At 50.9% G+C, this 22,179-nt stretch carries 16 protein-coding genes; 14 read left to right on the forward strand and 2 right to left on the reverse strand.

All coding sequences use genetic code 11. The features are described from left to right. Nucleotides 1–155: 155 nt before the first annotated feature. Nucleotides 156–1,193 carry a DNA-binding transcriptional regulator CytR gene (gene cytR, locus HB631_RS17745; protein WP_213992507.1) on the reverse strand — a complete coding sequence of 346 codons (1,038 nt, stop codon included), beginning with the start codon at nucleotides 1,191–1,193 and terminating at the stop codon, nucleotides 156–158. 236 nt (nucleotides 1,194–1,429) lie between these two features. Beyond that, nucleotides 1,430–3,625 (reverse strand): primosomal protein N', encoded by a 2,196-nt coding sequence (priA, locus tag HB631_RS17750; RefSeq protein WP_213992508.1) that lies wholly within the window; start codon nucleotides 3,623–3,625, stop codon nucleotides 1,430–1,432. 200 nt (nucleotides 3,626–3,825) lie between these two features. On the opposite strand from priA, the gene rpmE reads away from it, so the two are divergent. From rpmE to HB631_RS17820, 14 genes are all read left to right on the forward strand, one after another. Next, entirely contained in the window at nucleotides 3,826–4,041 is a 216-nt protein-coding gene (gene rpmE, locus HB631_RS17755) for a 50S ribosomal protein L31 (RefSeq protein ID WP_213992509.1), read from the forward strand. 946 nt (nucleotides 4,042–4,987) lie between these two features. Further along, nucleotides 4,988–5,482 (forward strand): type VI secretion system contractile sheath small subunit, encoded by a 495-nt coding sequence (tssB, locus tag HB631_RS17760; protein ID WP_213992510.1) that lies wholly within the window; start codon nucleotides 4,988–4,990, stop codon nucleotides 5,480–5,482. A 28-nt stretch (nucleotides 5,483–5,510) separates the two neighbouring features. Continuing rightward, entirely contained in the window at nucleotides 5,511–7,061 is a 1,551-nt protein-coding gene (gene tssC / locus HB631_RS17765; RefSeq protein ID WP_213992511.1) for a type VI secretion system contractile sheath large subunit, read from the forward strand. 14 nt (nucleotides 7,062–7,075) lie between these two features. Further along, entirely contained in the window at nucleotides 7,076–8,425 is a 1,350-nt protein-coding gene (gene tssK, locus HB631_RS17770; protein ID WP_213992512.1) for a type VI secretion system baseplate subunit TssK, read from the forward strand. After that, nucleotides 8,422–9,093, forward strand: coding sequence for a type VI secretion system protein TssL, short form (tssL, locus tag HB631_RS17775; protein ID WP_213992513.1), 672 nt, complete (start codon nucleotides 8,422–8,424; stop codon nucleotides 9,091–9,093). Before tssK ends, tssL begins: the two co-directional genes overlap by 4 nt. Nucleotides 9,094–9,115: 22 nt before the next feature. Further along, the gene (locus HB631_RS17780) at nucleotides 9,116–10,792 is read left to right on the forward strand and encodes an OmpA family protein (protein ID WP_213992514.1); all 1,677 of its coding nucleotides are present in this window, start codon (nucleotides 9,116–9,118) and stop codon (nucleotides 10,790–10,792) included. A gap of 32 nt (nucleotides 10,793–10,824) precedes the next feature. Next, a complete protein-coding gene (locus HB631_RS17785) occupies nucleotides 10,825–11,316 on the forward strand; it encodes an Hcp family type VI secretion system effector (RefSeq protein ID WP_213992515.1) in 492 nt (163 codons plus the stop codon). Between the two features lie 171 nt (nucleotides 11,317–11,487). Next, nucleotides 11,488–14,121 carry a type VI secretion system ATPase TssH gene (gene tssH, locus HB631_RS17790; RefSeq protein ID WP_213992516.1) on the forward strand — a complete coding sequence of 878 codons (2,634 nt, stop codon included), beginning with the start codon at nucleotides 11,488–11,490 and terminating at the stop codon, nucleotides 14,119–14,121. Beyond that, nucleotides 14,115–16,616 carry a type VI secretion system tip protein VgrG gene (gene vgrG / locus HB631_RS17795; RefSeq protein ID WP_213992517.1) on the forward strand — a complete coding sequence of 834 codons (2,502 nt, stop codon included), beginning with the start codon at nucleotides 14,115–14,117 and terminating at the stop codon, nucleotides 16,614–16,616. Before tssH ends, vgrG begins: the two co-directional genes overlap by 7 nt. A 40-nt stretch (nucleotides 16,617–16,656) precedes the next feature. Continuing rightward, nucleotides 16,657–18,315 carry a DUF2235 domain-containing protein gene (locus HB631_RS17800; protein ID WP_213992518.1) on the forward strand — a complete coding sequence of 553 codons (1,659 nt, stop codon included), beginning with the start codon at nucleotides 16,657–16,659 and terminating at the stop codon, nucleotides 18,313–18,315. Next, the gene (locus tag HB631_RS17805) at nucleotides 18,312–18,971 is read left to right on the forward strand and encodes a DUF2931 family protein (RefSeq protein WP_213992519.1); all 660 of its coding nucleotides are present in this window, start codon (nucleotides 18,312–18,314) and stop codon (nucleotides 18,969–18,971) included. The genes HB631_RS17800 and HB631_RS17805 overlap by 4 nt, the downstream gene beginning before the upstream one ends. A 518-nt stretch (nucleotides 18,972–19,489) precedes the next feature. Next, nucleotides 19,490–19,786, forward strand: a complete 297-nt coding sequence (locus tag HB631_RS17810; protein WP_213992520.1) for a PAAR domain-containing protein — start codon at nucleotides 19,490–19,492, stop codon at nucleotides 19,784–19,786. Nucleotides 19,787–19,873: 87 nt separating this feature from the next. Then, on the forward strand, nucleotides 19,874–20,146 hold the full coding sequence (locus HB631_RS17815) for a hypothetical protein (protein ID WP_213992521.1): 273 nt from the start codon (nucleotides 19,874–19,876) through the stop codon (nucleotides 20,144–20,146). 651 nt (nucleotides 20,147–20,797) lie between these two features. Continuing rightward, on the forward strand, nucleotides 20,798–21,967 hold the full coding sequence (locus HB631_RS17820) for a hypothetical protein (protein WP_213992522.1): 1,170 nt from the start codon (nucleotides 20,798–20,800) through the stop codon (nucleotides 21,965–21,967). Nucleotides 21,968–22,179: the final 212 nt, after the last annotated feature.

A 22,179-nucleotide genomic window follows, 5' to 3' on the forward strand; every position in this document is an offset into this window, starting at 1 on the left:
TGGCTTTCCTCGCTCACCCCAGTCACTTACCTGAGTAAGCTCCTGGAGATGAATGAACCTCTTCCCTGAGGTTCACCCTGCGGGCCAGCGCAAGCGCTGTTCAAATCTGTTCCAGACAGATTTGTCGCTGCGTCGCCGCCTTCCTGCAACTCGAATTATTTTGGGTATATTCGAGGCGCCGCGGTGCTGCCCCTGACGATCAATTTACTGTCCAATAGCAACGAGGTATTCGTCATCTGATGCTGCCGGACCTGCTGCAAGAGCAACAGCGTCGCTTCCCGCCCTATCTGAAAACTCGGTTGCGCCACGGTGGTCAACGGCGGGTCGCAATAATTTGCCAGCGCAATATCATCGAATCCAATCAGGGACAGATCGTTTGGCACATTCAAGCCGATTTTCCTTGCCTGCGACAATGCGCCGAACGCAATGATATCACTGTGACAAAAGATAGCAGTTGGCGGATTGGTTTGCGATATTAATGCATTTAGACCCGCCGCGCCGGTCTGATAACTGATATCACCTCGGAAAACCATGTGTTCACCGGCGGGAATGCCGTGGCGGCGAAGCGCCTGGATAAATCCCTGGACCCGGTATTGGCACAGAGTTAAATCCGACGGACCGCTGATACAGCCAATCCGCCGATGTCCGAGTTTAAACAGATAATCCGCCGCTTCATAGGCCGCGGTAAGATTATCGATATGTACGGTAGCCAACTCAAGCTCGGGCACAAATTCATTTGCCATGACCATCGGCGGCAGATTCTGTTGCTGTGATTTATCAATGGCGAACGGCAGAACGGAACCCAGAAGCAACATACCATCGATTTGCCGGGCAATGATCAAATCACTAAAGCTTTTTTTATCCGGATGTTGATGTGCGCAATCGGCTATGAGAACCAGATATCCTTGTTCATCGGCGGTCTCTTCAATGCCCCGCAGCATTTCGGAAAAAAAGGGATCGCAGATATCAGGCACCATAACCAATAAATTGCGGGTTTCATTGCGTTTAACCTGACGGGACAGGGGTTGCGGATCGTAACCGACAGATTGTACTGCAATCTGGACTCTTTTCCGGGTCTGGGCGGAAACCTTTTCAGGATTCATCAATGCCCTGGAAACCGTGGCTGTAGATACCCCTGCCTTTTCCGCCACATCCTTCATGGTAGCCATGACGGTAGGCCTTTTAAGTTCCACATTTCTCTCCTGATGTCAGGTTAACTCAGACGAATTAACCCACTATCCCATTTTACGTCGCCGGGTCATTGTTGCACCGTCCCGGTCACGGGTAGCTGTTAAAAGAACAAGTAATAATGAATCTTGTCCTTTCTATCAGATTGTGAGGGACTTGGGGTATTTAAAAGGCCGATGATGTCGAATCTTTCAATATTATTCGAATGACAATCACAAAAAATCGGCGAGACAAACCACAGTCAAATGTCGATGGGGTCAACATCCAGCGACCATTTGACTTTTCGCGCCGGGGTCAGAGCGTTCACCAAGGGCAGGCTGGCGGCCACTAATCGCTGTAATTGCGCACGGGAAGGATGCTGAAGCAGTAGCTGCCAGCGAAAGCGCCCGCCGCGTTTAGGCAGGAGCGCGGGTATCGGACCCATCAGCCACAGCGCATCATCCCGCAACGGACTGGCATCAAGGAGTTGACGCAGGCGTTCTAAAAACTGTGCGGCCTGCCGATTATCAAGGTCTTCGGCCCGGAACAGGATATGGCTGGTAAAGGGCGGTAACGACACAGCCTGCCTTTCGGTGAGAGCTTGCTGCGCGAAAGCCATATAGCCTTCATGCAGCAGGACTTGCAGCAGGGGGTGGTCCGGATGGTGGGTTTGCAGGAAAACCTCACCCTGTTTACCCGCCCGTCCCGCCCGGCCGGCAACCTGGGTATACAGCTGGGCGAAGCGTTCCGCGGAGCGGAAGTCCGCCGAAAAAAGCGCGCCGTCCACGTCCAGCAGCGAAACCAGGGTGACATCGCGGAAATGATGCCCTTTCGCCAGCATCTGTGTGCCGATTAAAATGCGGGCCCCTCCTTGATGTACTTGGGCAAGATGGTACTCCAGGGCGCCTTTGCGCGCGGTGGTGTCGCGATCGATACGCGTGATGGGCGTGGAGGGAAACAGCGCGGTCAGCGTCTCCTCAAGCTGTTCAGTGCCCAAACCGACGGGTATCAACTGCGTTGAGCCGCATTGCGGGCATTGATCGGGGATTGGCCGCTGGCTGTCGCAATGATGGCAACGCATCTGCCTTTGCTGCTGGTGGAGGGTATAAAAATGATCGCAGCGTGGGCATTCGGCAATCCAGCCGCATTCATGGCATAACAGCGCCGGCGCGAATCCCCGGCGGTTGAGAAATAACATCACCTGGTTGCCGGCATCCAGATGGATCCGCATTTTCTGCAGCAGAGGTTGCGACATGCCGTTGGTAAGCGACAGGCCCTTTAAATCCTGAAGCTGTTCATGGGCCGGCTTGGCAATGCCGGCGCGTTTGCCAAGCGTGAGATAGCGGTATTTTTTTTGCTGGGCATTATAAAGGGATTCCAGGGCCGGCGTGGCCGAACCCAGAATGATGGGAATATTTTCCTCCCTCGCGCGAAATACCGCCAAATCCCGCGCATGGTAACGCCAGCCTTCATGCTGTTTATAGGAACTATCGTGCTCTTCATCGATAACGATGACGCCAAGCCGGGCAAAAGGGGTAAACAGAGCCGAACGGGTGCCGATAACAATCGCCGTTTCGCCGCTTCCGGCCTTGAGCCAGACCGCAAGGCGTTCGCCGTCGTTCAAACCGGAATGCAACACGTCCACCGGCGCATGGAAACGTTCGCGAAAACGGCTGATGGTCTGCGGCGTCAAACCGATTTCCGGCACCAGGATCAGTGCCTGCTTGCCTTTTGACAAAATATTTTCCAATACGGTCAGGTAAACCTCGGTTTTACCCGAGCCGGTCACGCCGGCCAATAACCAGGCGGCAAACTGCTCATCATCGCCGCGAATAGCCCCCACGGCGGTGGCCTGCTCGGTATTCAACCTGAGCCGCTCGCCCTCCACGCGAAAATCCCGGCGCCAGTCAGCACCGTCGGCCCGGGTGGCCCGAAGATCGCATAAGCCCTTGGTACGCAAGGCCTGCAATGCGCTTTCGGTCAACGCATGTTCAGCCACTTCATGGCGGTAAAGTGGACCAGTCAGCAAGGCCGCCAGCGCCTGCTGCTGTTTCGGTGCCCGTTTAAGGCTATCCAGGGGGGTAACCCGCCCTTGTTCAGTGGCGAACCATTGCCAAAGCGGCGTCATTTCGGCGGCTTTACCCTGGCGAAGTAAAACCGGCAGAGCATGAAACAAGACTTCTCCCGCCGGGTAATGGTAATAGCCGATTGCCCAGTTGAGAATACGCCAAAGGCTGTCGGGAAACAGCGAGTGCTCATCAAGCACCCCGTTGATGGTCTTGAGTTTGTCCGGCGCCAGCGTACTGCTCGCGCTGATGCCCGTGACAATGCCGATGGCGTTACGCTGACCGAAGGGAACGCGAACGCGTCCGCCGATAACCGGACGCGCGTGGGCGGGGTAAAGGTAATCAAACGTGCGTGCCAATGGCACCGGTAGCGCAACGTGAACAACAGGCATCGAATAGTCCAGGGAGAAAATAGCGCTGATAGTGTACACTGTGTCGACTTCAATGCACGGATGTGTTTGCAAAGGGCCGCGACATTCTGTATGATTCGCCGCCTTTGGTATCATCCGATATCAGAGAAACGACACACCCTTCGCGTGGTGTCCGGCGCAAGCAGACCGGATAGCGACGCGGCCTTACGAAGAGGTTTTCCATGAAAAAAGATATACATCCGAAATATGTAGCAATTACTGCAACCTGTTCTTGCGGTAATGTTATCAAGACCCACTCCACGCTGGGCCACGACCTGACTCTAGACGTTTGCGGCGCATGCCATCCGTTCTATACCGGTAAACAACGTGTTGTTGATACCGGCGGACGTGTTGATCGCTTCAACAAACGTTTCAGCATTCCGGTCGCTAAGAAATAGTATTCCCGCTGGATTAGCCTGCGTCCCATGGACATAGGCTACCGTATGGCAAAGCCCCGGCCTGTCGGTCGGGGCTTTGTGTTTTTAACACCGCTAAAACAGTCCATGTCATCTCTTTATTGCCTCTGATAACCCTATCGCTTTTCAGAAAATATTTTTATCCGATACTATCCTGCTTTCCTGCGTTCTCCTTAAAAAAACCAAATTGCTTATGGACTATCTTTTGATGGCATTCTGTCTCGATGCGGAAATAATATCTGAACGGCTGTCCCGCAGGCTGTTAATAAAGCTAGTATGCCTGATGACATCTATAAAGGAATAAGTTTTCGGAAAGTGAGTGACGTCTTTTTTCGATAATAGCGATAGCCTGCTTATTGAGGTTATTGAACCATTGTCTGAAAATTAACTAATAAAGGCTCGTTTGATTTTTTACCCCGTGAAATAATTATCTTACGAAAATAATTACCGCTGCTCTATCTAACAAAAACTAAATAATAGAAGTTAGAGTGTCGTTAGCTTAGTAATTTTTTTTGGAATTAATTGAATGTATTCCCCTGCAATTGTCGGGGCTTCCGCCTATTGGCCTAATGATAGAGTGCAATTTTGTGCATTATCCCGCAAGCTGACAGGGTTGCTTAGAGTGCCTCCTCAATTTTTTAGAACTCACAATAATAACTCGGGTTTTCCCTATTTATTATGGGTGATTAATATCGCTTGATATTTTTTATCTGTGGTTTATATACTCTGAGTACACCTCCAGGAAAATAGTTGTTGCTAGTCTGGCATGTTTATAGTTTGAAGTGGATATATATGAATGAGATTACAAATATCTTGGTTTCATTATTTTATGGATGAGTATCGGCATGGTTCCGTTATTTGTACCCGGCCGAATGTATGTATATAGCTGTTAATTATTTCTTTATTAATAAATTTATAAGGCTGGCTTATGGCTGATAGTTTCCAACATGAAGTACCCAAAGCGCGAATCAATATTAAATTGGATCTCCATACCGGCGGAGCCAGAAAAAACGTTGAACTGCCTCTTAAGCTATTGGTCATGGGGGACTATAGCAATGGCCGGGAGCAGCGCCCGTTGTCAGAACGTAACAAAGTTTCCGTTGATAAAAACAATTTCAACAGCGTACTGGCTGATTTGCATCCAAGCCTAAAGCTCTCCGTGCCTGACGCGCTGGCGGAAAACACCGAGACGGCGGTGGCCCTTACATTCCGGCATATGAAAGATTTCGAACCGGAACAGGTGGCACGCCAGATTCCGCAGCTGCGCGCCCTTTTGGCGATGCGTAACCTGCTACGGGATCTTAAATCTAATTTGCTGGATAACGCCACCTTTCGCCGGGAACTGGAACTCATCCTGAAGGATGAGGCATTAAGCCAAGAACTGCGTATGGAATTAGCCGGTCTGGCCCCGAAATTTATTTAACCGCTACGGAAAAGGAGGGAATACGCTTATGTCAGTACAGGAAAACACCGTTCGGGACCCCGCAACCAGCCTGGCCCAAAACCATCCTGCCCATGGGGAGAAAAGCGTCTATGCGGCCCTGTTTGAGAAAATCAATCTCAGTCCGGTGACCTCCATAACCGGTATCGAGGCATTTCAGAATAGCGATGCCCTATCCGAGGTCTCCACCGATGAACGGGTAACGGCGGCGGTGCGAGTATTAATGGATTTGCTCGGACAGTCCCGTACAAAGGTGGAACGGCTGGATAAAACGCTTTTGGACGGTCATATTGCCGCCCTGGATGACCAAATCAGCCGGCAGTTGGACGTGGTGATGCATCATCCGGACTTCCAACGTATTGAATCCACCTGGCGCGGAGTGAAATCCCTCATCGACCAGACCGATTTTCGCCACAATGTGCGAATCGAGCTTCTGGATATCAGTAAAGATCATCTGGTACAGGATTTTGAAGATGCGCCGGAAATCGTCCAAAGCGGTCTCTACTCCATTACCTATACCCACGAGTATGATACGCCGGGCGGTGAGCCTATAGCCGCCGCCATTTCAAATTTCGAGTTCGATCGCGGTCCGCGGGATATCGCCTTGCTGCGTAATATCTCCAAAGTGGCCGCCGCCGCCCATATGCCGTTTATCGGCTCCGTTGGGCCGGCCTTTTTCGGTAAACAGACCATGGAAGACGTGGCGGCCATCAAAGACATCGGCAATTATTTCGATCGCGCCGAATACCTGAAATGGAAGGCATTCCGAGACAGCGATGACGCCCGCTATATCGGGCTGACCTTGCCGCGCGTGCTGGGCCGGCTGCCCTATGGGCCCGATACCGTACCGGTACGAAGCTTCAACTACATTGAACAGGTAAAAGGGCCGGATCACGACCGTTACCTTTGGACCAATGCGTCTTTTGCCTTTGCCGCCAATATGGTGAAAAGCTTCATCAAAAACGGCTGGTGTGTACAAATCCGCGGGCCGCAGGCAGGTGGGGCGGTGACCGACCTGCCGATCCACCTTTACGATCTCGGCACGGGCAATCAGGTCAAAATCCCTTCGGAAGTCATGATCCCGGAAACCCGGGAGTTCGAGTTCGCCAATCTGGGATTTATCCCGCTTTCCTATTATAAAAATCGGGACTATGCCTGTTTTTTCTCCGCCAATTCGGTACAAAAACCGGCGTTATACGACAGCCAGGCCGCCACCGCCAACAGCCGCATCAATTCCCGTCTGCCCTATATCTTCCTGCTGTCGCGTATCGCCCATTACCTGAAACTTATTCAGCGTGAAAATATCGGGACCACCAAAGATCGCCGCCTGTTAGAGCTGGAGCTGAATAACTGGATCCGCGGTCTGGTAACGGAAATGACCGACCCCGGGGACGATTTACAGGCGTCTCATCCTCTGCGTGATGCAAAGGTGACGGTTGAAGATATTGATGACAACCCGGGTTTCTTTCGGGTCAAGCTCTATGCAGTGCCTCATTTCCAAGTGGAAGGTATGGACGTCAATCTTTCATTGGTATCTCAAATGCCGCGGGCCAAGGTCTGAGACGAGGAGACGCCATGAAAATTTACCGACCTCTCTGGATTGCAGGAGCCTTTCTGGCGCCACAACAATTCCAGCAGCAGGCGCGTTGGGAGGCTTTTCATCGTAGCTGTCTTGATCGCCTGTGCCTGCGGCAACCCTGGGGCATACTGGCCGCCCGGTTCGATATCGATGCGCTAAGGCTGAACCGGTTAAAAGCGGAGCAGCTCCATGTTCGTATGGCCGATGGGACCTTAATCGATACCGATCGCTGCGATACGTTGCCTCCCGCCTGCGACCTTGCGCAAGTTCTTCCCACCGATCTTCGTCGAGTGGAGGTGATGCTGGCATTGCCGCTGGAGCATGCCAACGGCGGTAACTGCCGCCGGCAAGGGGAGGTCACCGGGCATCCGGTCCGGTACCGCCAGGAATGGGCGGAGGTACAGGATGTTTTAGGCGATGACTCGGAATCCATGGCGGTGGAGCGCTATGAACTCTCTCTGCGTTTTGATTTTGACGTTAACGGCGAATATTTGACCTGTCCGGTGGCTCGACTGGTACGTGACGGGCGCGGTGATTGGGAATTGGATCGGCAGTTTATTCCGCCGTTATTATCTTTTGGCGCCAGTGAAGGGATGTTCCGCGCGTTAAGCCTGTTGATGGGCCAGCTCCAGGCCAAGCGTCGCCGCCTGATGGGAATGCGCCGGGAAAGCAACCAGCGGATGGCCGATTTTGCCGTGGCGGATGTGTCGTTGTTCTGGTTGCTCAATGCGCTCAATTCCAGTGAACCGGTGCTGGCGGATTTACTCAGAGACCCGGCCCTGCATCCAGAAATGGTTTATCGCGAACTGATAAAACTGGCCGGTTCGCTGCTGACGTTTTCCCTGGATCAGGATATAGAGGCTATTCCCCCCTATGACCATGGACGTTTGGAGACGGTATTCCCACCGTTGTTCGGCCTTATCGGAACATTGCTTGAAGCCAGCCTGCCTTCGCGGGTGCTGACGCTGGCGCTTGAGAGTATCGGCCCCCACTATTGGAAAGCACCGCTGAATGATGGCCGCCTGCGCGAAGAAGCGGATTTTTATCTTTCGGTACGCTCCGGTGTGCCCGCCCATCGTTTACAAAGCCAGTTTCCCGCCCTATGCAAAATCGGTGCGCCGGACGACGTGAACGAACTGGTGAATACCGCCCTGAACGGCGTCCCCCTGGTCTCCCTAAGCCATGTGCCTGCCGCGATTCCTTTACGGCTGGAAAATCAATACTTTGCCTTGGATTTAAACCATCCCTCGGCAAAAGCCATGCTGGCCGCCGGGTGCTGCTTTATTTATGTGCCGGGCTCGTTGCCTGAGGTGCAACTCGAACTTTATGCGGTACTACGCACATGAAAATAACGCTTTCCATCGATAACCTGCTGCGCGACACCTTCCTGACGGTAATCCAGCTGCGCAACGGGGCGGCTGCCGAACAAGGGGAAGCGCTCTATCAACTATGCCAGGGGCAGGTTGAAGAGGTGCGGCGGCAATTGCTCTCGGCGGAGTATTCCGACGAGAGCATCGATCATATTACCTACGCGCAGTGCGCTTTGCTGGACGAAACCGTAATGGGGCGCAGTTTTGTACAGGATATTCCTGATAACGGCCATCAGATATGGCTGGCCAAACCGCTGCAAGCGCATTTCTTCAATAACCTGCAGGCCGGCGAGCATTTGTATGTTCGGATACGGACGGTGTTAAACCAGCCCGCACCAGATGAAGCGGTATTAACCTGTTTTCACCGGATTCTGGTGCTTGGATTTCAGGGCCGCTATCGCAACCAGCAGCAAGGGCCGCGGGATCAATTGATTGCCATTCTGGAGAGCAAAGTCCCCGCCCTTGAAACAATACCGGCATCGGTGTTAATGAGCCCGGACGCCGATCGCTGTTATGGATTCTTCGGCAGGCGCTCTTTATGGTATTGGGGCGGTATCTCCCTCCTGGCGGTGGCCGGGCTTTGGTGGGGACTGAACCATTATCTTCACATGCTGCTGGCGGATCTGCTGCCGGGGCCCCGATAAAATGCGAATCACGACGCTCCACATGAAACGAGGATTCTGGCTGCTTTTTGGCGGTCTGACATTGATTTTATGTCAGAGCATCCTGCCCTGGGGGATGATGGCGCGAAGTCTCAGCGGTGTGATAACGCTGTTGGCCATGGGCGGGGCTTGGATAGTCTGCGGACGGGCGGCGTTTTCTGTCTCCGCCGATGCTAATCATCTGCTGGCGGCGTTGCCCTGGGAGTGTTCCAGACCCATAGTGCTGGTTTGTGGTGACAGTGGCGATTTAGACAGGCTGTTCGGCCCTTCGTTAGTACGTGAAATTTCCCACGGCTGCTACGTGCGGCTTGGCACGGCCAAAGAGCTGGCCAGATTAACGCCCATCCTCCTCGCACAGCGTCCGGCATGGAGTCGGCAACTGGCCGTAATGTTTTTTTTGTCTCCGCAATCGCATACCGATCAGGGTGTCCTCCGTGTGATTTTGCGGGGCTGGCATCACGAATTGGCGGTGATATCCCGCATCGTCGGCTACAGGTTACCGGCAAGGATATGCCTGTTTCTAAACGGCAAAGACAGCCCCTGGTATATCGGTTCCTCAGGTGGATCCCTCGGCATAACCGGGGAACAGGATGCGTCCGGACAGGTATCAGACGACGGGTTGTCCTTGAAAAGGGACAATCGGCATACCCAACACTGGTCCCAGGCAATAGAAGCAAAGGTCTTGTTGAGCTGGTACCACGATACGTTGATGGCGGATAAATCCGGCACCACCCAAGCTCGCCCGTCCCGCTTCCGGTCGGATCTGGCGGTGCGCTTTACCTCAACGTCCGTTTTAAGCGGCAATGTCTGGCAGCTTTATCTTGCGGCCAGGACACAGTTGCGTCCCATGCCGTTTTCTCCAATGGAGGAAACTCGGTTGCCTTTTCCCGATCCCCTGCTTTGGGCGCTGGCCCGGCCACAAGAATTGAGCGCCGGTCAGCGGGCGTTGGCGTGGGGAATGGCGTTGCTGACCGGATATTGTCTTGCCGTCCTGTGCATTGTGGCTTGGAACAATCAGCGTCTGCTGACTCGCGTTGCCACCGACTTGCAACGCTACCACGCCATCCCCTCGATAGCGCATGTCCCCAAGGCGTCCGCCCTCACGGTACTGATCAATGATGCACGGGAACTGGAGCTTTACCACCGCCAGGGAACACCGCTGCGCCTTGGGCTGGGCTTGTATTCCGGTTCCAGGCTTTATGCAGTGCTGCTGGCGGCCATTGACGGCTACATACCGCCCGTATCCGAACCGGACCTACCGCAAGCCCATGCGCCGGTTCCACATAGCCTCAATCTTAACAGCCTGTCGTTATTCAATACCGGCAGTGCCAGTCTTAAACCTGATGGCACCAAGGTGCTGGTTGCCGCCTTGATGGATATCAAGGCTCAACCGGGCCGGCTGATTGTCGTTTCCGGGCACACCGATGACACCGGCAATCCACGGCGCAATCAGGCTTTGTCGCTGGCTCGCGCCGAAGCGGTACGCGATTGGCTGCGAACTATGGGCAATATTCCTTCCGGCTGTTTTGCGGTACAGGGCCACGGGGCCGCCCGGCCTCTTATGAGTAATGACACTGCGGCCGGGCGTGAGGCTAACCGCAGGGTCGACATCAGACTGATACCGGAGCCGGGGGCATGTCAACCCACGGCTAGGGTTCAGGCGCTACCACTTCGCCAATGAAGGCGATATCCATCTATAACAGGAGTTAACACATGGCAATTCCCGCATATCTCTGGCTGAAAGACGACGGCGGCGCAGACATCAAAGGGTCTGTAAACGTCCAGGGTCGTGAAGGCAGCATCGAAATGACGGCTCTGGAACATAGCCTTTATATCCCCACGGATAATAACACCGGCAAGCTGACCGGTACCCGCATCCACACACCCCTGGTTTTCACCAAGGAGGTCGATGCTTCCAGCCCCTACCTTTATAAAGCCGTCACCTCCGGCCAGACCCTCAAATCGGCTGAAATCAAATGGTACAAAATCGATGATGCCGGACAGGAAGTGGAGTATTTCAACACCCGGTTGGAAAACGTCAAGGTAGTGAAAGTCGCCCCGCTGATGCACGACATCAAAGATCCGGCCAAGGAGAGACACAACCACCTGGAACGGGTGGAATTCCGTTACGAGAAAATTATCTGGACCCATAAAGACGGCAACATTATTCATTCCGATTCCTGGAACGAACGGGCTTCCGCCTGATAACCCGGCTTGCAGGCGGACAACCCGCCTGCGGCCATCGTGGCGTTATCTGAACGGCGTTCGGAACGCTTTTCAGCTAAGACCATACATATCGCTTTCCCCGCCGGACCGGAACACGGGCCGTGCGGTAGCCATCGCCCTACAAAGGCCCTTGAGACGAGACCTGACAACATGGATAACCACTGTGCCCCGTTATTGCGCCGCCTTAATCCTTACTGCGCCGAAGCCTTGGCCGCCGCGGCCTCCTTATGCCAGACCCGAGCCCATGGAGAAATTACCGTCGAACACTGGCTGCTCAAACTGTTTGAGCAGGGGGAAGGGGATATTACGGTGATTGCCCGCCGCTATGAGGTGGATTTGGACGGCCTGTGGCAAGGACTGTTATCACAACTTGATAAGCTGCCCCGCAGCATTCATGGCAAACCACAGCTTTCCAATGGATTGTGCCGGTTGATTAAAACAGCCTGGCTCGAGGCTTCGCTACAAGAGAACATTGAGCAAATACGCTCTGTGCATTTACTGCTTGCATTGATATCCGTCCCCTCGTTGCTGCAAGCCGAAACGGCCTGGCCGCCGCTTGGCCTGTGCGGTGTTCAGCTCAGACGTCTGCTGCCGCTGCTGGATGCGCAGTCGGATGAACGGCCGGAGCGCCGGTCCCAACTGCCGGACATTTCGGCCATGATGTCTTCATCGCTTCCAACGGGCTCCCCGTCTTTACCCCAGACACAGCAGGTATTGGATAAATTCACGCTGGATATCACCGCCAAAGCCCGCGCCGGGTTGATTGACCCGGTATTCGGACGCGATGCGGAAATCCGGCAGATGATCGATATTCTGTCGCGGCGACGCAAAAACAATCCGATTCTGGTGGGTGAACCCGGCGTGGGTAAAACCGCACTGGTTGAAGGACTGGCGCTGCGCATTATCAGTGGTGAGGTGACAGATAGCCTGAAGTCCGTCAGCGTGCGTACCTTGGATTTGGGTCTGCTACAGGCCGGCGCCGGAGTAAAAGGAGAATTTGAACAGCGTCTGAAAAATATTATCGAGGCCGTACAGCATGCTCCAGACCCGGTGCTGTTGTTTATCGACGAAGCCCATACCCTGATCGGCGCCGGTAACCAGGCCGGAGGCGCCGATGCGGCCAACCTGCTGAAACCCGCCCTGGCCCGCGGAGAACTCCGCACTATCGCCGCCACCACATGGGGGGAATACAAACAATACTTTGAACGCGACGCCGCCCTGGAACGGCGATTTCAAATGGTGAAAGTAGCCGAGCCGGATGATGACACCGCCTGCCTGATGCTACGGGGTTTAAAAGAGCGCTACGCCGCCCATCACGGCGTGCATATCCACGACGACGCCATACGGGCCGCCGTCACCTTGTCCCGCCGTTATCTCACCGGACGTCAATTGCCCGATAAAGCCGTAGATCTGCTCGATACCGCCGGAGCGCGGGCACGCATGAGCCTGGATACCCGGCCGGATAAACTCACGGAACTGCAAAACCAGATTACCGCCCTGGATATCGAACGGGAGGCGCTGGTACAGGATGCTGCCATCGGTTTATCTTTCGGCAAAAATCGGCTGCCTGCCATTGAAATCTGCCGTGAAAAGCTATTGGAAAGACTCAACGCAGCCCATGGGCGTTATCAACAGGAGAAGGATCTGACGGAACAACTGCTGGCCGCCAGGAGTAATAACATCCCCTGCGGGCATGCCGACGCGATACAGCAACAGCTGGCGCAGTTGCAGGGTAATTCGCCCATGATATCGCCGGATGTGAATGTACGTATGGTGGCTTCGGTGGTGGCGGATTGGACCGGGATCCCCCTCGGCAGCCTGATGAAAGATGAACAGGTTAATTTGCTGGGGCTGGAAAACACGATGACGCAAAGAATCATCGGACAACATAGCGCCCTCTCGGCCCTGGCGCAAAGGCTAAGGGCGGCAAAAACCGGATTGACGCCTGAAAATGGCCCATTAGGCGTATTCCTCCTGGTGGGGCCGAGCGGCACCGGCAAAACAGAAACCGCATTGGCGCTGGCCGACGCTCTTTTTGGCGGAATCCGCTCCCTGACAACCATTAATCTTTCCGAATATCAGGAACCTCATACCGTTTCACAGCTTAAGGGATCCCCGCCGGGCTACGTCGGGTATGGTCAAGGCGGCGTACTCACCGAGGCGGTACGTAAACGTCCTTACAGCGTCGTGCTGCTTGACGAGGTGGAAAAAGCCCACCGTGACGTACTTAATCTGTTTTATCAGGTCTTCGATCGGGGCGTGATGAGAGATGGCGAAGGGCGGGAAATTGATTTTCGCAATACCGTTGTCCTGATGACCGCCAATCTTGGCAGCGATAGGTTAATGACTCTGTTGGAACAGCAACCGGACGCGCCGGATTCCATGCTACACGAATTGCTGCACCCCATATTACGCGATCATTTTCAACCGGCCCTGCTGGCGCGTTTCCAAACCCTGATTTACCGCCCGCTTAATACCGATGCCATGAAGCGCATCGTCAACATCAAACTGCGGCAGATGGCACAGCGACTTCTCCAGCATTACGGTTTGCATTGTGAGATCACTGAAAACCTGACGGAAGCGCTGGCGACCGCCTGCTTATTACCGGATAGCGGGGCGCGCAATATCGATAGCCTGCTGAATCAGCAAATTTTACCGGTGCTGAGCCAGCAGCTATTGCAGCGCCAAGCCGAGTTGCGAAAACCGCACGGAGTGAAGCTGGATTACAGCGTTGATGAAGACATTACCCTGACCTTTACCGACGAGGAGCTGAGCCCATGTTAAACGCCGTGGATTCCCTGCTGTTTGATCACAGCCAGCATAAGCTCCATGTGTGGGACAACAGTTCGCCGCTGGTGGTTTTGGCATTTACAGGTGAAGAGCATCTCAGCCGTCCATTTTGCTACCGTATCGAGTTTACCAGCCCGGCAAAAGACATCCCGCCGACGCGGATGCTGATGCAGGATGCCTCCTTCACCCTCAATGCCCCGCCTGTCACATTGCCGGCGTTCGGCCTGCCGGCGGCGCCGACGGTGCCGTTACGCTCGGTTCACGGCGTGGTTGCCGGATTCAAACGTCTCGCCGCCTCAAGGGACGAAAGCCGCTACGAAGTGACTCTGGTCCCGCGTCTCGCCCTGCTGAAGAACAGCCTACAGCACCGTATTTATCAGCATTTATCGGTGCCGGAGATTGTGGAGAAGGTGTTGCGGGACCGCCATGGTTTCAAGGGGCAGGACTTTTTATTCACCCTGGCCCACAGTTATCCGAAACGCGAACAGGTGATGCAGTACGGCGAAGACGATTTGACCTTTATCAGCCGCCTGCTGGCCGAAGTGGGGATCTGGTTTCGCTTCACCGCCGACTCACGGCTCAATATCGATGTGGTGGAAATGTATGACGACCAGCGCCATTATCAGTCCGGCACCCTTTTGCCGCTGCGCAATCCTTCAGGCTTGGATTCCGGCGGTGTTTCCTGCGTCTGGGCCTTGCAAACGGCGCACCAGGTGGTGGAGGGCCGGGTCAGTGCCCGCGACTACAACTACCGGGATGCCTCGGCCTCAATGGACGGCGAGGCGGATGTGGCCCGCGGCGACAAGACTACCTACGGCGAATCCTATCATTATGCGATTAATTATCTCGCTATCGGCGACAAATACGCGCAGGACCCCGAGCCTGAAAGCGGCATGTTTTACGCCCGTCTGCGCCATGAACGCTACCTGAACCGGCAAACCGAGTTAAAAGGTTTTACCAGCTCCGCCAGTCTGGCTCCCGGCCAGGAACTCAAGGTTCAGGGCGAGGATGCGCCGAGGATATTCCAGGACGGCGCGGTGATAACCGGCATCCGCAGCCGCGCGGCGCGAGACAGGAGCCTTGAGGTGGCGTTCACCGCCATTCCCTATTCGGAAATTGTCTGTTTCCGCCCTGAGCCGACGGCAAAACCGATGATGGCCGGCACTCTGCCGGCGCGCGTAACCAGTACTCGCCTGAACGACACCTACAGCCATATCGACAATGACGGACGCTATCGCGTGTCGTTCAACTTCGACCGTGATGAATGGCAACCAGGTGCCGAGAGCCTGTGGCTACGCCAGGCGCGATCGTACGCCGGCGACACTTACGGGTTGCATATGCCGCTGCTGGCGGGCACCGAGGTTGCGATTGCCTTCGAGCAGGGTAATCCGGACAAACCCTATATTGCCTACGCTTTGCATGATTCTAAACACCCGGACCTCGTCACGCTGCAAAACTACAAGCGCAACGTGCTGCGCACGCCGGCAAATAACAAACTGCGTCTGGACGACACCAAAAATCAGGAGCATATCAAGCTCAGTACCGAGTATGGCGGTAAAACCCAGCTCAATCTGGGGCATCTTGTGGACAGCCGAAAGCAGCCGCGCGGCGAAGGTTTTGAGTTAAGAACCGACCTGCACGGGTCGATACGAGCGGCAAAGGGCATATTTATCAGCGCGGATGCGCAGCCCAAGGCTAACGGGGATCAACTGGATATGCAGGCGGCCATTGAGCAGTTAGATAAAGCATTATCTATCGTTAAATCGCTATCACAGGCGTCAGAACTCGCTCAAGCCGAACTGGCAGAGGAATCAGGACAACAGCGGTTAACTTCAGCACTTCATCAATTGGCCGAGGCAGGACTTGTCATACATGCCCCTTATGGTGCGGCTGTGCTCAGTCCGGAGAATGTACAGCTTTCCTCTGGGCAAGGCTCGGTATCGCTGACCGCGGGGAAGAATGCCGATATCAGCGTGTTGAAAACCTTTACGGTTGCGGCTGGTGGCGCAATTAGCATGTTTGCTAAAAATAGCGGGATGAAACTGTTTGCCAACCGTGGGAAAGTCAATATTCAGGCACAAAATGATGCGTTATCCGTTTTAGCAAAACAAAATGTCGAGATCACGAGTCAAGAAGGTAAAGTACAAATCACAGCTCAAAATGAAATCGTACTGAACTGCGGAGGTGCTTATATTCGTATGAAGGGCGGAAACATTGAGCTGGGGTGCCCTAACAATATTCTACTGAAATCAACAAGTGTGCAAAAAATGAATCCCGCCAGTTACAGTGCTTCGGCTGTCATGTTGCCTTCTGGCTTTAGCGAGTTTTTTATCGCCCATGATGAAACTACGGGTGAAGTGCTGGCGAATAAACGTTATCGCATTACTACCGCTGAAGGTAAAATATTCGAGGGTGTGACGGATACGGAGGGAAAAACGATGGAAATTTCGACCTCCTCTCCGGAAAAGATAGACATTGAGTTTTCTTGATTTTACAGACTAACCATTTATCAAGAATTGATGCAGCATAATGGCAATAATAAGGCCTCGTCCGTTTTTTGCCGTTGGGGAAATATTCGACATTCATAGTGACGATATGACAGATAATCATCAAGCCAATAAGCAAGAAAACAACATAGAGGCAATAGATAAAGGTTCGGGCATCACTGCGCCTTTTGCAAAAGGTATCCCGGTGGCATGCGCGGTAAAACCAGTAAGAAAAATAACCTTGACGTTAGGAGTATTTTTTGACGGTACCGGTAATAATGCATTTAACTCAGGTCTGCGCCTAAAAAGCTGTTTGGCTGAGTCGGAAGGATATAATAATAGCCAAGTTAAAGGCATACTGAATGCCTGCGAGGTAGACCGTTTTGGTCTGCAGGGAGATATAGCGCGAACCAGTTATGATGGTTCTTATACCAATGTTCAATGTTTATACAATTTATACCGGGATGATGGTAACCCGCAATTTTCAACGCCAGAAGATAATATACAATTTAGGTATTATGTGGAAGGCATAGGCACTGTCAATGGAGAAGCTGACTCCAGCGTGGGGCTGGCTACCGGCAAGTACGGTACCGGTATTATCGCGAAAACAGACCGGGCGATTGAGATCATAAATAAGACCTTATTAAACTCGATAAAACGTTTTCGCGGTATAGAAATCGAAAGTCTGCAATTTGATATTTTTGGTTTTAGTCGGGGAGCTGCCGCCGCACGTCACTTTTCCAACAGAATTATGAAACATGATGACGGATTGTTTTCCACATTAACGAATATTTTTCAAAGCGCTGATATTGTTTGGACAAATCATGCCAATCTCTTTATACGTTTTCTAGGGTTATTTGATACCGTTGCCGCTGTCGCCACACCTGACCCGAGCAGCGCGGATACCGGTGATGTCAATATTTATCTTCCGGTAGGCTTAGCGAAAAGAGTTTTTCATATTACCGCTGAGCATGAGTTTAGATACAACTTTTCCTTAAACAGCGTGAAACCGGGTTATCCGGAACTCTCTCTACCAGGTGCGCACAGTGATATTGGCGGCGGTTATCATCCAATAGAAACAGAAGACTATTTTATCAACCGTCCGGTATACAATACTGTACCAAAATCCATGGAAAATATGGCTACAAGCGCTTATAAACAGGCAGATCAAGAAAGACAGACGCGTCTTGCGGACCCAATATGGGGACCGATGTTACAAAAAGCGGACACCTGGATTCAACTTTGGGAGGCGCCAGTACCCACTGAAAAACAATCCGGTAGATTGAAGTATGTTGGTGCGGCAATACGCATGCAACGTAATGTGTCTAATGGGTGGTCTTTAGCCATAATGCGGGTGATGCTCGATGCCGCCGAAGAGGCGGGGTGTGAATTTGACAAATCGGAAATAGATATTGACTATCCGGTGCCGCCGGAGCTTCACCCTTTAATGTATAAAGCGCGTGCACAGGGCAAGGCAACACGTAACGGTGGAGAAATTATCCCCTTTACCGCAAAAGAAATAGCTCAACTAGCTGAGACATTTATACATTGCTCTGCGAATTGGAAAGCCATCAAGAAAAATAGCAAAACTCAGCAAGACATCCTGGATGATGATGCTATTTACGCTAATATTTTTTTTCCTAACCGCCCTACTTCAAATGGCAAAAGAACAGTCTATGACCTACAAGGGAAACAAATATGACTTATCCATTAATAATGTTCAGTATGCTATTACTTGTTTCCTGTAAGGTTAATAATAAAACATCTACTACACCCATATCTACGCCTTCAGGATGGCCAGGGGAATGGTATTATTCTATTGTGGACCCCTATAAGCTACCTGCTAAACCTTTTATGGCAAGAATGATGAATACCAAGGGCGAATTATATGAATCCAGGTTGATTTTAAAGGGTGTCGGCGGTCTTAACCCCGCCAGTCAGGGTAAGTGGGGCGATAATGCTTTTGCGAGTTTAAGTACCAATGACGCTGTACCGGGTCTGCCCTGGATTTTCAGCATATGCTGGTTCTCGGTGGTTGAGCAAAAAACCTATGAAAGCACCATTTTCATTCCGAAAGAGGGGGTTGATCTGATGCAGGAAGAAATTTTTTATCCTTTGCATACGGGTCGCATAATAGGTGATTATCGGGATGTGGTTTATTTCGGCCTGGCTCCCGGGGGTGCAATAAGGGCTTGGCTTAGAAATCCGGGTCCTGATGGGAAGAGGGTTGTTATTGCTGAAGGGAGCAGCGTTTCTGGAAATGAAATGAAATGGTGCCCGGAAGTTACTGGGCATGGTGTATCGGAGAGAATTAAGGAATTTATAAAAGATAAACAGTTTCCTTATGGGGAATGGTAAGTTATAACTTCAGAAACATGATTGTCGTTTTAGCATAATATATACTCCTGGGTTAAGATGCTGCTATACTATTTTAGTCTTAGATGAACTTTATTACGTCGATCAATATATAAACCTTAAATACAAACTTTTTTGTGCCGGGGTTCGTCAGTAAATAATAAAAATAAAAAATGCTAATGCAACCATTCCTTAAAGAATTTAGATGTCAATGGTTAGGTCGTCAATCATAACGCGGATCATAATTAATTTGCCTATTACGTCAAAGGCCAGCAGAATGCTTTTTGTTAAGGGCGACAATTTCGCTTATATTTGTCCCTGACAGTCCTACATATTTCTTTGCCATTAGATCATTTATAGCGGATTACTTTTCCTTCCTTATCCTGATTCTTAAAATTAGGATGTGCTTTTATGTTATCCTGACAGCCATATCGATTTTTCAAATTTAGGGAATGTGTCTTGTTGATAAACACGGTTAAATAATGGACGCAGTTAAATAACAATGGAGTTCTTAAAGGATTATGGCAAGAGCATTGGTATGCCTGGGTGATAAAACCAGTTTCGGGGAAGTGGTATCCGCAACCGCCACAGGGTATGAGGGAGATAAACCCATTGCGCAGAGCGGTGATAAGGCTACATGCAGTAAGTGCAACGGAGACTATCCAATAATTGCCTCAGCGGTTGGCTGGGGTGAGACGCAGCCTTATGCCGCCACCGGCGACCGGGTGGCCTGCGATTGCTCAGACCACTATGTATTTGGGTCTGCCTCACAGTACACCATTACCGGCGCGGGTTCTGCGCAATCTGGCACGCAGTGAGGGCTGTCAGCATCCTCAAGGTTCTTTTTACGATAGCAGAGGTTCTTCACGAGTTTCCAGGCTGGACTGGATGATGCTGGCTGTGCTATGGGACTCGGGAAACGCATTAAGCGTCACGATAATATCGATGATTATGTGGCCGGGATTACCTTATGGGGAAAGCTGATGCATGGTTTGAAAAGGTCGGCTGTCATAAGGTACTGGCGTGGGGTTGAAAAATCAATTTACGATAAGGGATTTTTGTGTAAAAACTTTAGGAGAATTGGTTTTTATACTAATATCTTGATTATGAAACACCACTTTATTGCCGTATCGCTGATTTTTTGTGGCGGCTTGCTCTTCGAGCAAGATAGATTTTAAACCAGCGGAAATTTACTTGCGTAGTGCAAAACTTAATCAATATTACTTCGGTATAGTATGAGCAAACTTTCGTAATAGTGGTGAGTTCTTGTTTTTATTATAGAAAAACACAGGTGTAAAGATAACTCCCCTCGATTTAGGTTTATATTCTGAACCAGATTTTCAAAATTTCTTTAATACGGATAAATTCGAGAGGTGTGAATATCATGACTATGTTTTGGTTAAAGGTATGCCACGCAAACGTGGAAATGTGAAAGTAGTGGTTATCGTGCTTACACCACAAAATATGTATACATGGGCTGGATATTTTATAAAAAATTATATCATAAAAATAGAATAATAATCTGTAGCCAAGTTTTATGTGCTTAGTCATATATAAACCTGACCGTTGGTATTCGGTCATAAATTTATCATGCATTTGTATATATCTCTTTTTGAATCTGACGTCCCCCATTTCAGGCTAATGAAAGAAAAGTTGCTTTTACACGAAATACCATCAGTTAATTAAGGAAGGGTCATGGCAGTAATCCTATCGCCATAATCTCCTCCGAGTGGTTCTCAGATGGATTGTGCATCGTCGTGTATAGTTTCATTGTGTCTGTGGATATGCGGTAATCGCAAGTAAGCCCAGCGTTAATATAGGATGATAAGATGGCATGGAACAATCTTGCCTTAACCGATTCAAAGATTCCTGCTTCACCAGTGATATGGCTTTGGGGAGGATTATTAGGCATAATAACTATGATTTGTCTGGCGGGACACTTTTTCTCGCCAAAGGGATGGACTGAACAAAGCGGTCCTATTTTTTGGTTGTATGCGTTCGGTCTGTTGGTATTAATATGGGCGGGGGCGTTTGGTTTAAAACTACTGTTATATGATAAACAGATTGGCCAATATAATCTGACTAAAGTAATAAATAATCATGCATTAGCATCTCGACAAAGCTGGGCAAACCGATATCTAATGGTCATTGACAGCACAGTATATCTACCTGAAGAATTGACCACATCTTGTATTGTCAATTCTGAAAATTCATTGGAACTTCGATATGGTCAAGTCATAAAGTTTACACAATTTTCGGATTTAACGATGCGAAAAATAATCTCTTTATTGTTTTTTTCAGTCTCATATGCATTAAAAAATTTACCTCATTCACTCAATTTTAACATTACTGTCGTTTCTTCTGAGAAAAAATATGATGCTGAGCTGCTTGACGCCATCCATTCTAACTGGATTGACATAAGGGGTGATGAATTGGATATACTCTCCATTAATATTTTCAGGACGCTTTCCCAAACAATCCTGAATGACTGGATAAAGTCTACTGATGAAATTGTAAATATATTGCTTGTGCTTCAGTTTCCCGCAACTAAAAATTACTCAGAGTTGGCGGCAATATTTATTCTCGTTTCTGACGATTGGTCGGATCATCATCAATTGTCAGGTAAGGCGCGGGTATATCGCACTATGGACGCTAACAGCGATGACTTCCCAGAAAAATATGCAGTTATGCTTGCTCTACAAACTGAGTCCAGAATGGCTAATCAAACTTGGCTAACAGGCAGTAAAAGTAATGAAGTAAAAATCTCGATGCTTAACGAGCATAAAAAATATAAAGCAGACTTTATGCCGGAAGTTATTAAAGATTTTGAAAGGTTTGTTGGAAAAACAGGGCCATTAGGGGGGTGGATCGCGTTAGGTATAGCAGCTGATATTGCTTATTATCGGAATGAGAATCAGATAGTGGTCGGAAGATGGGAAGAACAGTGGGTCGCTAATACGATTCATTCTTCAGGGACGGAGTGTAAGGATGCTGGCTAACCCATGGAAATTTTTAGGTTATAGTCTTTTTTTTGTTGCTGTAGCTGCTGGAGTTTGGTTACTCATTGAGCACTTCGGCGATAGTCTAGGGATAGTCGGCCGAGCACGTAAGTTAGCCCTGTGGCTGATTGTTCTGGCCCTAATGCTTCTAGCCCGCTTACTGTCAATCATGGCCCCTCTGTACTTAATTAAGAAGCAGCAACATGCTGCAG

Source organism: Sodalis sp. dw_96 (assembly GCF_018449575.1).
Taxonomy (GTDB): Bacteria; Pseudomonadota; Gammaproteobacteria; order Enterobacterales; family Enterobacteriaceae; genus Acerihabitans.

What these genes read in the sequence shown, in the direction of transcription:
- priA (WP_213992508.1), bottom strand. Translation starts at nt 3,625, where the DNA reads ATGCCTGTTGTTCACGTTGCGCTACCGGTGCCATTGGCACGCACGTTT.
- HB631_RS17780 (WP_213992514.1), top strand. Translation starts at nt 9,116, where the DNA reads ATGAAACGAGGATTCTGGCTGCTTTTTGGCGGTCTGACATTGATTTTA.
- HB631_RS17785 (WP_213992515.1), top strand. Translation starts at nt 10,825, where the DNA reads ATGGCAATTCCCGCATATCTCTGGCTGAAAGACGACGGCGGCGCAGAC.
- tssH (WP_213992516.1), top strand. Translation starts at nt 11,488, where the DNA reads ATGGATAACCACTGTGCCCCGTTATTGCGCCGCCTTAATCCTTACTGC.
- HB631_RS17805 (WP_213992519.1), top strand. Translation starts at nt 18,312, where the DNA reads ATGACTTATCCATTAATAATGTTCAGTATGCTATTACTTGTTTCCTGT.
- tssK (WP_213992512.1), top strand. Translation starts at nt 7,076, where the DNA reads ATGAAAATTTACCGACCTCTCTGGATTGCAGGAGCCTTTCTGGCGCCA.
- HB631_RS17810 (WP_213992520.1), top strand. Translation starts at nt 19,490, where the DNA reads ATGGCAAGAGCATTGGTATGCCTGGGTGATAAAACCAGTTTCGGGGAA.
- vgrG (WP_213992517.1), top strand. Translation starts at nt 14,115, where the DNA reads ATGTTAAACGCCGTGGATTCCCTGCTGTTTGATCACAGCCAGCATAAG.
- tssC (WP_213992511.1), top strand. Translation starts at nt 5,511, where the DNA reads ATGTCAGTACAGGAAAACACCGTTCGGGACCCCGCAACCAGCCTGGCC.
- tssB (WP_213992510.1), top strand. Translation starts at nt 4,988, where the DNA reads ATGGCTGATAGTTTCCAACATGAAGTACCCAAAGCGCGAATCAATATT.
- HB631_RS17820 (WP_213992522.1), top strand. Translation starts at nt 20,798, where the DNA reads ATGGCATGGAACAATCTTGCCTTAACCGATTCAAAGATTCCTGCTTCA.
- tssL (WP_213992513.1), top strand. Translation starts at nt 8,422, where the DNA reads ATGAAAATAACGCTTTCCATCGATAACCTGCTGCGCGACACCTTCCTG.
- HB631_RS17800 (WP_213992518.1), top strand. Translation starts at nt 16,657, where the DNA reads ATGGCAATAATAAGGCCTCGTCCGTTTTTTGCCGTTGGGGAAATATTC.
- HB631_RS17815 (WP_213992521.1), top strand. Translation starts at nt 19,874, where the DNA reads ATGGGACTCGGGAAACGCATTAAGCGTCACGATAATATCGATGATTAT.
- rpmE (WP_213992509.1), top strand. Translation starts at nt 3,826, where the DNA reads ATGAAAAAAGATATACATCCGAAATATGTAGCAATTACTGCAACCTGT.